Consider the following 11,991-nt stretch of genomic DNA (forward strand, 5'->3'; position numbering starts at 1 on the left):
CCATGAATACAACACAACTCTATAAAAGAGATTTCCCCGAAGAACATAAAGTGCAACTTATAGATATCATCACTTTGTACCATGAAGAACGATTTGATGAACTAGACACCGTAATCATCTGCAAAGATGAGGATGGTAATGTAACGGCTACTTTCGGTCAGAGCGACTGGAATTGCTTTCCTTTTTCTCGAAAAAAGGAACGCAACAGTCTTTCGTTTAAAGAGTTCAGTGCCAACATGGAAATACAGAGAGAGCTCAAGTTAATTACCTTGGGCTGGTTGCTCCATAACAGTCCAAAGATGCGAAAAGCACTAAATTTTTCAGGTATCCACTCTCGATTGAGGGCCTTTAAAAGAGTCTATCGTTTCTTAGCTGAGAACAGGAAAACCTCATTGAAAGCCCTATCCTTGCCTGATATATGGGATAACTTTGAGATTTATCTACAACAACATAAATATTCACAAAGCACCCTCATGCATACATTTTCTGCGATAAATGCAGCTATCGATTACGCATCATGGCACAGGCTAAATCTAGAATTAAAGCCTATCAAGTCGAGTAGTGTTGCAAAGCGATTAAATAATCTAGAGAAACAACAAATTCTCGTTATCCCAGAGCGTTTATGCAACTCTATTTACTCCAAGGCCATAGAGCTGATTGACTATGCATATCCTCACATTCAGTTAATTTCTAACACTGAAAATGCTCTACAGTCAAATTACCTTCAAGGTAAAAGAATTATTGACGCTAAAGTGAAAAATGGGAGAAAAAAATACTATTTCATAAATGAAGACGGCAGTATTAATAATCACAAATACTCAGAAGCCGTGCAGGGCAACCAACCTCTAACAGCTAAGGAAATTATTGAGCCATTAGCTCAAACACTACCGGATATTCCACTAGAAAATGGGAATGACTTTAAACGCTATCTTGGTCAACTTACTAATGCGGCATATATTATCTGTGGTGGGTTCAGCGGCATGCGAGACTCTGAATTAGATAAGTTAACCCCTAATAGTTACTACCACGACACGTTTGAAGGGCGCGATTATCATATGTTGCAATCCCACACCTTTAAGTTAGGAGAAAAACGAGAGACGTGGGTGACTGCGCCTTCTTCAAAAAAAGCCATAGGTTTAATGGATACATTAACGGAGCGGTGGCGCAAAGAAATAGAATACCCCGATGATAAATACAATAACACCCTGTGGGTTAGTCAAACATATCGTTCTAGGCCCCCAATATTAATCCTAGATTGGAATGAACGACTAAAACGATTTTGCAAACAATTTGGTTTCATTGTTACTAGCGAGGATTATCAAGAGTGTATAACTTCTAATCCAAATTCAATTGAGCGAGTTAAGAAGTATGTGAAAGTTGGTCAACCATGGTACATAACCACTCACCAATTTAGACGTACTTTAGCATTTTATTGTATTAAAAATCGCTTGAGTACCGTAGTCGCTCTCAAGCAGCAATTTAAGCATATCCACCTTGCCATGACAGAATGGTATACCAACGGTGGTAAGCTGGCGGGTCTGCGAGATCTAAAGGTAGATACTAAAATACAGCAAGCGCTCGAAGAGATTAATGCCGAAACCACTGCCAATAAAATCTTCAAACAATGGCATTCTGATGAAACACTGTCCGGTGCTCACGGTAAAGCAATCATGAAAATGCGAGGGGATGTACCGACCATTTATAGTTCATGGGATGTTATCTATAAAGCCGTAAAGGATGGTAAGTTGACACTACATGGTTCAATGCACAGCTATTGCAAGTCCGGTTATGACTGCGATATGGATGGAGTAGTCGCCCCGCAGTTCTGCGTAGATTGCGGCTCTGGTAGTAGTATCATTGATGAACAGCAGGCTAAGTGGTGGCAGAAAAAACACCGTAGTTTAGTTGCTTACATGGAATCTGGCGAAGATATTTCAGTAAGTGAACATAGTCACTATGTCACTCAAGTAAGAGCCGCAGAGAAAGTCATGGCTGACTTTGATATGTCTTTTACCCCATTTGAACCTGACTTAAAGGTAGCCAACATATGAGTAAGAGCGAAAATACACGACTAGCATTAGAGGCTGCATTAGAACGTATAAAAGAAGGCAAGCCCAAGTGCATCCCTACTCATCGAAAGCTCAGTGTGAGAGCTATTGAGGAAGAAGCTAACCTAGGCAATGGTAGCGGCTATTACTACCCTGAATTTGTTGAGAAAGTTAAACAGACCAAAGCTGAAATTGCTGCAGGCACCGGTGAAATAGTCCAACCAGAGATCCAGACAGTGCGTACCAAGCTCAAAGAACAAAGGCGTATCAAGGAAAACTTTAAGGTCAAGTATGAGGCTGAGAGAAAGAAACTAGCCCTGTTCGCAGCTTCACAGCACCACCTTAACGACAAGCTGGTTCAAGCGTTGGCTCATATAGAAGATTTGGAGTTTAAAAACTCCCAATTACGTGAAGAGTTAGCTCAACTAAAGCGAAGCAAGGTTGTTTCGATTAAGTAATCGTTGAGGAATACTAAAGCTTACTCAATACCTTCAAGCTTTTTCTTAATGTGGTCGATAAGGTTTTTCTTGTCGGCCTCATTCAACTTATCGATCAAGCAGACAAGCTCTGCAGAATCAACATCCTCACAAGAAAAGTAGCTCAATGGCACTCTGAATCCAACCCGAAAACTAAGAAGCAGCACTACACATTTAATAACTCGCTAAAACTCAGCACTGGCTTCAGCAGGTTTATTGCCTAACTTAAGATGCTCCCAATCACTTTCATCGGAATAATCTTTCCCCCGAGCTTTAACATCATACATTTCATACCCTCCAAGTCCCGACTCACCAATCACAAGCGGGTGCTTAACTTCAAAATCCACGTAGATTGTATCCCCATAAAACATTTTATCTGGGTCATTTGAGCCTGAAAGAGTACAAGAGTACTTAATGTAGAGTCCATCTCCGGATACCCACCGGTGCGAGACTTTATGTAGATCATCAACGTCGTCAAAATGAGCATTGGTTATCGCCATCTCAGAATTAACCGTATCAGCCTCTAACATTTCTGAATATACAGAATCCCAAAGCTCCTCAATCGCTTCTTCAGCCACACTGTCTAAATCTCGGAGCTGCAATGAATACTGATCTAACGTCATTTGGATATGTTCGAACAACCAGCTTGAGTCATAATCTTCTTCATTTTCTGATTCGATTATATTATTCAAACAATCAAATAAAGTTTCAGAGTCGTACGAGAGATACTTTATCTTTTTTATGTTCTTGGCTGTGAATGATTCGTCTTTGATCAATTGTTCAAAACTTTGGTAGCCGAAGGTTGCAGCGATGATTTCTGACAAATGGAATAACGAGTACCGCTTTTCATCATCATTCAAGCTATCCGAAAGAGTATTAATATATTGGTAAGCTAGAGGGAGTTGCAGAGTAAGAAGTTCATTTTCATGCTCAGCTTTCGATTTATCGAAAGCGAATGTCGCCTTCTCTGCATCTTGAAGCTTTTTAGCTTCTTTTCGAGCCAACGCCTCATTGGCTAACTTCAGTTCCTTAACTTTTTCTTGTGCCTCAAGGTACTTCTCTTCAATTAGTTTTTTTCTAGCTTCAGAGGCAGCGGCTTCTTCTTGCAACTTTTTAGTTTTGGCAACTGAATTTTCAATCTCAGCTCGAACCTCATCTTCTGCAACCTTATCTTGTAAATTAGCCTTTGCTGTCGCTTTTACTAATCGACCACGATCTAATTCTTTATCAACATCTTGATCTACTTTATGACCGTATCTCAGCTTGTCACTATGCTTTTGGATTTGTTGAATAACTAGATGTAAGTAAGGAGAAATCAACAGATAAGAACACGATAAAATTAACGGCCACCATAACGTATCCCAAACATTACTATGATCTACAGAAAGCCATTCAACTGACTTTTTAAAAAAGGACACGCGATTATCAACACTTTGACGACCAAAAAATAATAGAGCTATTTTATCCCAGTTTACAATTCCCCATGTAACAATGAACGCACCGAAAAATGGGCTTGTTAATCGACTGTTTATGTTACTGGTAAAGGATTCCCAAAGTTCTTTTACGGTTTCACTCATATTTAAAACCCACCAATAAACGTATCGACAAACCCTTTGAACTTCTCAGTCAACCGACCAACAATCTTCTTACGTTGCAGTATCGTAGGTTTGGTTTGCAATGTTCCGGCGAAGTCATCTCGTAGCGGCATCTCTTCACTAAGCTCATAACGGTTCACCAAGATCTCTAGCTTGTCAGTATCTAGGTTTTCTTCAGTTGCCATGCTCTCTAAAGCTTCACGCTTCTCTTTTTCCCAGAAGAATTCAAACTCTTCTTCAACATCAGCGTGAGCAGGAATTCCATCAAGATGGTCATTCATGAACTTCTCGATTAGAGTTTTCTTACTGAGTAACGTAGGGTCAGAGGCAATCAAGTTTGCGATTACCTGACGCTTACGCTCTTTCTCGTCCGTGCTCTCTTCTTCGTGCAGTTCACGTAGTAAGTGAAGAATGTAGCCAACATTGACTTCATCACGGTGCATCAACTCAAGTTCAAAATCGACGTCATCAAGTATTGATACTTTCTCTTTGGTTGAGTTCTCACGTAACTGGCGATTTAAGTCGGCATATTTGCTGGTGAAGTCCTGAAACTCTTGATCGCTCATTGCGGTCGAGTCCATATCGAAATCAGCGAAATTACCCAGCATATTTTTAAGACGCATCAACTCTCGGAACTGCCTAACAAACAGAGCCTGAGCCTCTTCATCAGGAAGGTCATCAACTGAATCAACTGTTGGCGTAATTGTCATTAACGCTTCATAAGCTTTATCAAAGTCTGCTAAAAGATCTTCAAATGGCGGTATAACAATAGATTCATTCGGCTGCTTGTTAGAGAACAACGTAAATGCATCATCTGCTGCTTTCTTCAGGTTGCGGAAACAGACCACATTACCGTGAGATTTAGTTTCATCTAACAAGCGGTTAGTTCGCGAGAATGCTTGAATGAGTCCGTGATTCTTTAGGTTCTTATCGACATATAACGTATTAAGTTTTGGCGCGTCAAAACCCGTTAAGAACATGTTTACTACAAGAAGAATATCGATCTCTTTCGCTTTCACTCGTTTAGAGATGTTCTTGTAGTAGTTATAGAAAGACTCGCTATCTTTGGTTGTGTAGCTTGTGCCGAACATCTTATTGTAGTCGCCGATGAAAGACTCAAGCTTATCTCGGCTGTGCAGTTTTACAGCGTCTCCATCATTAAGATACTTCGCTGCGGCTTCTTGAACCTCGACTGCATCAACATTACCTAGCTCGTACTCTTCCTCTTCATTGGTTTCATAGCTAAAGATGGTCGCTACTTTAAGGTTGTGCTTGCCTTCCGCTTTCTTCTTAGCAAGCAGTTCATAGTACTGAACCAACTCAGGCACACCAGATACACAGAACATCGCGTTGTAATCGCGACTGTGCGTCTTTCTTCGGTGATGAGCAATAATGTAGTCGGTAATCTTATCAAGACGCGCAGGAGAGCTTAGAAGCTCTTTAGTGTCGATATCTTCTACTTCAATATCAAGGTTGTTGTTCGAACCATCTTTGTACTGATAACGTCCCACATACTCGATGGCAAACTTCAGAACGTTATTGTCACGAATCGCATCAACAATCACATAGGGGTGTAAGCATTCGCCAAAAAGGTCTTTAGTGGTTTTCTTTATGGATTTCTTAGCGACTGCGTTTTCAGCAAAGATTGGCGTCCCCGTAAAGCCAAACAATTGAGCCCCCTTGAAGAACTCTGTGATGTTATGGTGCGTATCACCAAATTGGCTGCGGTGACACTCATCGAAGATAAAAACAATATGTTTATCTTGTAGCGCTTCCATCTCATTTAAGTAGCGCTTTTTAGTCACCACGTTATTGAGCTTTTGCAGTGTCGTAACGACAAGTTTGCTGTTGCGGTTTTCGTTAATCTTTTTTCCTTTAATTGGCTTATCGATTAACTGATGAAACAGCATATTGGTATTGTCTGTACTATCTACACAACCTTTGGCAAAGGCATTAAATTCTAACGCTGTTTGGTAATCGAGGTCTTTACGGTCAACCACAAAAACGACTTTATCGACTTCACTTAATGAAGTCATAATCTGCGCAGCTTTAAAAGACGTCAGCGTTTTACCTGAACCCGTTGTGTGCCATATGTAACCGTTCAAGTCTGTGGTTTTGACTTGCTTAATGATCTCTTCTACCGCATAGAACTGATACGGGCGCAGCACCATTAAGAACTTACCTGTCTCGTTCAAAACTATGTACTTCGTCAACATCGCTGTTAGGTGCGACGTTGTTAGGAAAGCACTAGCAAAGCTCGGAAGTTGGCCAATTCTCTTGTTATCAAAATCCGTCCAGTCAAACGTCTGTTTCGCTGACATGTCGCTATTGTTAGAGAAATACTGGGTGTTCACCCCATTAGAGATGACAAACAACTGAATATAATTAAACAGGCCGTGGTTGGCATGATACGAGTGCTTTTGGTAGCGCTTAACTTGATTGAACGCTTCTTTTAACTCGATACCACGGCGTTTAAGCTCAATTTGAATAAGAGGAAAACCATTCACCAATACCGTCACGTCATAACGGTTGGTATAGATACCCTTCACTGTAATTTGCTGGGCAACCTGAAACTTGTTTTTACTGGCATCATCAAACAACAACGTAAGGTGCCGGCTATCACCATCATCCAAAGTAACATCTAGTTGGTCGCGTAATGTCTTCGCCTTGGTGAAGATATTGCCTTTCTCTAGCTTACCCAGCACCTGACGAAACTCTGTGTCTGAAAGCGTACATTCATTCACTTTCTCAAGTTGAGTTTTTAGGTTCGCTTCAAGCCCAGCATTGTCTTTAAGCGCAAGAACCTCAAAACCTTGAGTGCAAAGCTGAGCAATTAAATTGTCTTCTAATTGTTGTTCTGATTGATAAGCCATTTGACGATTCAATTTCCTTAACTGCTGTTATGCAGAGCCCTTCATAGCGCTCTGCATTGAGGAGTTACACAAACATTTGCTGGAGTAAGCCTTTCTTGAACTGTTTGGTTTGTTCTATTTGTTTTGCGATAGCTTGTATTTTGGTATCAAAAGACCGTAAGAAAAGAACTATTTTCTGTTGCTCTTCAGTGCAAGGCATTGGAAGTTTCACCTCTCCTAGTGCTTTAAATGAAAGTACTACTTGAGATGTTCCTACAGCATATTTCCCAAATACATTTGAATGGAACCTTGTTAGCTCAACGAAGAAGTCATTCTGTCCATTCATCATAGAGAATACCGGATAGTAATGACTTATTATTCCAGTAGATCCTGTATCATTAACGTTGAAGAAAAATAGACGGTCATCACTACGAGAGCGATAAGTAAGAAAACCTTCAGGAATTATATGGAACCCAATATTAGATCGCTCTGTTATCCTTCCTTCACCATAATAATCTGACTGTTTCATCAAACCATTCCGAGATGACGTCAGTACTTCATGCTCATTTTCTATGGTAGTTTTACCTTTTCGCTCTTTAAGTACATCAGATAGTCTAGCTTCTCTCCATTCAGGAAACTCATTCCCATTTTCATCTTTAAAGCGAATTTGCTGGCTAAAAATCTGCTGCATTACACCTTTTTTGTACTCTTTGAGTAGTCGATGCTTTTCTGTAAGTTGGCCAATTTTTGTATCAACGGAAGTAAGAAAGTCAGCGATTTTTCGCTGTTCATCATCAACATCAGAAACAATGATGTTTACAGAAGATAATGTTTCTTGCCCCACGTTATAGCGAGTACTACCACCACTTTTAGTTACTATCTCTTTACGGGCTTTAGATGACTTTAATAAGTAGTTCATATAAATAGGGTTAACCTGCTGCACAGGAGCTCCGCGTATAACAAAACCACCAAATGTTACAGTTCTATCACCTAAATATACGTTAGATGTTCCAACGTCCTCTCGCGTTTCAGAACTACGCTGAAACAACAGGTTACCATTAACTACTGCATTCTTTTTAAGAGTCTTTTCATCAACTTCGACCTTGCCTTGTATTGAATCACTTGTAATTGGATAAGGCTGAAGCACGTCAAGCACATTTATGAACTTAGTTCCTTTTCCATACTGTTCTTTATCTGCATTAACACCGTTCTTAAATGTATAATAGTCGCCTAATTTATCTAATTTCCAAGGGGCGTTGAACTCACTAAAACGCAGAGTCGGAACTAAGTTAACTTGACTCATTTTTCCACCTCAAAAGGCGTATCAATTCCAAGCTCTTTACAAAAGTTAGCAATTTCCTTATCAGCATCTAGCATGACTTTATCATTACTTATCAATAACTTAACTAATTTTGATAAGTCAACAGCTTCCTCTTCTTCAAAAGTATCAACGTAACGCGGAATATTGAGGTTGTAGTCGTTTTCTTTTAAATCTTTGGGGGTTGCTGAAAAGGCAAACTTATCAATGGATTGACGGTTAGTAACAGCATTAAGGATACGTTGTATGTCTCCCTCACGCATTACGTTGTTGTTGGTACCTTTTTCAAAGTGACTACTCGCATCAATGAAAAAAACGTCATCGTCCGCTTTACGGTTTTTCTTCAGAACCAGAACACAAGTTGGAATAGAGGTACCAAAGAAGATATTGGCAGGTAAACCAATCACCATATCCAGATAGTTTTTCTCTTTGATAAGGTGTTGACGAATATGACCTTCTGCAGCACCACGAAATAACACACCATGAGGCAACACCACCGCCATGGTTCCACTATCATCAAGTTGATGAACCATGTGCTGAACAAAAGCAAAATCCGCTTTTGATTTAGGTGCAAGCTTACCGTAATCAGAAAAACGCTCATTGTTCAGGTGTAGAGGATTTGCAGACCAATCAGCAGAGAATGGAGGGTTGGCTACCACTGCGCTGAAGCGTTGCTCAATATGTGCTGGAGCTTCTAACGTATCGTCATTTTGAATATCGAAACGGTTGTAGTGAACGTCGTGCATGATCATGTTCATACGAGCTAAGTTATAAGTGCTTGGGTTTTGTTCTTGCCCGTAGAACTTTAAGTCTGGGTTGTTGGCTTCTTTGGCAACACGCAACAGCAATGAGCCAGATCCACATGTTGGGTCATAAACAGACTTTAGATTTGGGTTATCAAGTGTCACAAGCTTAGCTAGCAGCTTAGATACCATTTGTGGTGTATAAAATTCACCGGCTTTTTTACCGGCACCACTGGCGAACATGCCAATTAGATACTCATAAGCATCACCAAGAATATCAATTTCACTGTTTTCTAAGTGGAAATCGATGTTATCTAGGTGCTCAAGCACTTTAGCAATTAGCTTATTACGGGCATCTGGCGTTTTACCTAGCTTGTTTGATGTTAGATCGAGCTCATCAAACAGGCCGTTAAAGTCATCCGCGCTGTCTGCGCCCATAGTGCTTTGTTCGATGTCATTAAGAACATCGCGCACATCATCAAGAATGAATTCACCATTTGCACCAGCTTTAGCAACAACATGAAACAGCTCTGACGGCTTGAAGAAGTAACCTAGTTTATCTAACGCTTCTTCTTGAACCGCTTCTAGGTACTCTTTACCTTCTTCGCTCTTTTCATCGATTTGAGCGAACTGAATACCATCTTCTGAAAGCAATTCATCAGCATAGCGGTTCAGCTTATCTGATAGGTATTTGTAGAAGATTAGGCCAAGGATGTAATCACGAAAATCATCGGCAGACATGTTGCCACGAAGGGTGTTGGCGATGTTCCAAAGCTGTTTCTTTAGTTCTTGTTGGTGTTGTTCGACCATGAGGTGTCCGTAATTAATGTAAGTTTTTAGATTCAAGCCACTTGAGATGATTGCTTAGACCATCGAGTCCAGGGTAAATTGAAAATCTATTGATACCGTAGATAGATAATTGTTTTTTCAAATCACTTCTGAGTGCATTTGGAATGATGAATTTTATCATCTGTTTTGATTTATAGGCAGCCATCAGGTTCGTATGAGCGGTAAAAAGACCGTTCTGTGCGATTATTCTTGGAGTTAGGTTATCAGGAATATATCTCCGAACATCATTATGCGGCTCAAGGTCTAGAGGTGACTCAGGTTTTTCTATATCAACAGGGTCTTTTCGGTCAATCAATACATAGATTGCTGAATCTGAATTTGTTTCTTCTTCAATAGCAAAATATAGTGCTATCAGTGGATTCTTCGACCAATCTAGAAGCCTTGTTGGTAAACCATGATGTTGTGCTAAAGCCAGCCACTCCCAGTCATTTTTTGGGGTGTATTCTAGGTGTGGCAACGCCTGTTGCTTAAATGCTTTGAAAAGCCTTTTCTCAGCTTTAATCAACTCATTTTCATCACTATAACCTAACCGCATAATCGACGGCTCAAGCTTGAAGTCACAATCCTTAATTCCGCGATATACCGTATGTTCTGCATTCAGCTTTTGTACCTCAGAGTGGTAGTGCTCGAAGCCCTTCAAGGTAACGTGCTTTACCACATCAACATAGTGGGGAATGTTTAAATTATATTCATGAGCAGCTATGTCCTCTTTAGTTATCAAAGCTGAAAACTCTTCTACTTCAAGACGATTCTCTGCTGACTTAAGAATACTGTCTAAACCATCTTCAGATAATGTTGGTATTCGCTTAGACCTATCAACCTTCTGGCTAGCATCTATAAATAAAATAGGGGCATCAGCGTTGCGGTTTTTTCTAAAAACCAAAACACAGGTCGGAATAGAGGTATAGGATAGTAAGTTCTCAGGAAGGCCGATAACCATATCGAGAAGTCCCTCATCAACCAAATACTTACGTATTTCACCTTCGGCACCTCCTCTAGATAAGGAGCCTAATGTGGTAACGACTGCCATAGACCCAGTCTCATTTAACTGATAGATCATGTGTTGAATGAAAGCAAAATCAGCAGCCTTCTTGGGAGCAAGCAAACCAGATTCAGAAAATCTGACGTCGTTCTGAAAACTTTCTTTTGCCGACCAACGCATACTAAATGGAGGATTAGCTACTACGGCATCAAATCGTTGATTGAGGTGATATGGTGATTCTAAAGTATCGCCATTTTTGATATCGAACCGGTTACATGGAATACCATGTATAAGCATATTCATGCGAGCTAAGTTATAAGTATTTAAGTTCTTCTCTTGCCCATTAAACTTTAAGTTTGGGTTGTTTGTTTCTTTCGCTACACGCAGTAGCAAAGAGCCGGAACCGCAAGTTGGATCATATACTGACTCTATATCTGGATTATCAAGGGTTACTAATTTAGCCAGTAATTTAGAGACCATTTGTGGTGTATAGAACTCACCAGCTTTTTTGCCAGTACCACTGGCAAGCATACCGATTAGGTATTCGTAGGCATCCCCAAGAATATCAGTTTCATTGTTGTCCAAATGGAAATCGATACCATCTAATCTCTCAAGTACTTGGGCAATCAGCTTGTTACGAGCGTCTACCGTTTTGCCTAGCTTGTTAGAGGTAAAGTCTAGTTCTTCGAAGAGACCCTTAAAATCATCAGCACAACCTGTCCCCATGGTACTTTGTTCGATGTCATAAAGAACATCATGCACAACATCAAGAATGAACTCATCGTTAGATCCCGCTTTAGCAAGTACATGAAACAGCTCCGACGGCTTAAAGAAATAACCTAGCGTGTTTAAAGCACTTTCTTTAATCGCTTCTAAATGCTTTTGACCCTCTTCACTCATCTCATTAATTTGAGCGAATTGGATACCATCCTCCAAAAGCAATTCATTAGCGTAACGATTTAGCTTATCTGATAGATATTTGTAGAATATTAGACCGCGGAGATAGTCGAGAAAATCATCTGCTAACATATTGCCACGAAGGGTGTTGGCTATATTCCAAAGCTGTTTATTTAATTCTTGCTGACGAGGTTCAACCATGAGAGTTCAGTTACATATAGTTTAGTTAGC

Annotated in this window: 8 protein-coding genes; 2 read left to right on the forward strand and 6 right to left on the reverse strand. The window is 40.2% G+C overall.

Annotation, left to right across the window (positions count from 1 at the left end):
• Window positions 1-2 precede the first annotated feature (2 nt).
• Together AB6D06_RS07230 and AB6D06_RS07235 are read left to right on the forward strand one after the other, a co-directional pair.
• Complete coding sequence (locus AB6D06_RS07230; RefSeq protein WP_372110076.1) at window positions 3-2,051, forward strand: hypothetical protein; 2,049 nt, start codon at window positions 3-5, stop codon at window positions 2,049-2,051.
• Window positions 2,048-2,506, forward strand: coding sequence for a hypothetical protein (locus AB6D06_RS07235; RefSeq protein WP_372110077.1), 459 nt, complete (start codon window positions 2,048-2,050; stop codon window positions 2,504-2,506). Before AB6D06_RS07230 ends, AB6D06_RS07235 begins: the two co-directional genes overlap by 4 nt.
• Window positions 2,507-2,526: 20 nt before the next feature.
• On the opposite strand, the gene AB6D06_RS07240 is transcribed toward AB6D06_RS07235, so the two are convergent.
• The 6 genes from AB6D06_RS07240 to AB6D06_RS07265 all read right to left on the reverse strand — a co-directional run bounded on the left by AB6D06_RS07240 (window position 2,527) and on the right by AB6D06_RS07265 (window position 11,961).
• Complete coding sequence (locus AB6D06_RS07240; protein WP_372110078.1) at window positions 2,527-2,658, reverse strand: transcriptional regulator; 132 nt, start codon at window positions 2,656-2,658, stop codon at window positions 2,527-2,529.
• Window positions 2,659-2,709: 51 nt separating this feature from the next.
• Entirely contained in the window at window positions 2,710-4,101 is a 1,392-nt protein-coding gene (locus AB6D06_RS07245; RefSeq protein WP_372110079.1) for a cell envelope integrity protein TolA, read from the reverse strand.
• A 2-nt stretch (window positions 4,102-4,103) separates the two neighbouring features.
• On the reverse strand, window positions 4,104-6,992 hold the full coding sequence (locus tag AB6D06_RS07250) for a type I restriction endonuclease subunit R (protein ID WP_372110080.1): 2,889 nt from the start codon (window positions 6,990-6,992) through the stop codon (window positions 4,104-4,106).
• 64 nt (window positions 6,993-7,056) lie between these two features.
• The gene (locus AB6D06_RS07255) at window positions 7,057-8,274 is read right to left on the reverse strand and encodes a restriction endonuclease subunit S (protein WP_372110081.1); all 1,218 of its coding nucleotides are present in this window, start codon (window positions 8,272-8,274) and stop codon (window positions 7,057-7,059) included.
• Entirely contained in the window at window positions 8,271-9,842 is a 1,572-nt protein-coding gene (locus tag AB6D06_RS07260) for a type I restriction-modification system subunit M (protein ID WP_372110082.1), read from the reverse strand. The genes AB6D06_RS07255 and AB6D06_RS07260 overlap by 4 nt, the downstream gene beginning before the upstream one ends.
• 13 nt (window positions 9,843-9,855) lie before the next feature.
• Window positions 9,856-11,961, reverse strand: a complete 2,106-nt coding sequence (locus AB6D06_RS07265) for a type I restriction-modification system subunit M (RefSeq protein ID WP_372110083.1) — start codon at window positions 11,959-11,961, stop codon at window positions 9,856-9,858.
• Window positions 11,962-11,991: the final 30 nt, after the last annotated feature.

Source organism: Vibrio sp. 10N.239.311.G01 (genome assembly GCF_041465805.1).
GTDB lineage: Bacteria > Pseudomonadota > Gammaproteobacteria > Enterobacterales > Vibrionaceae > Vibrio > Vibrio crassostreae_C.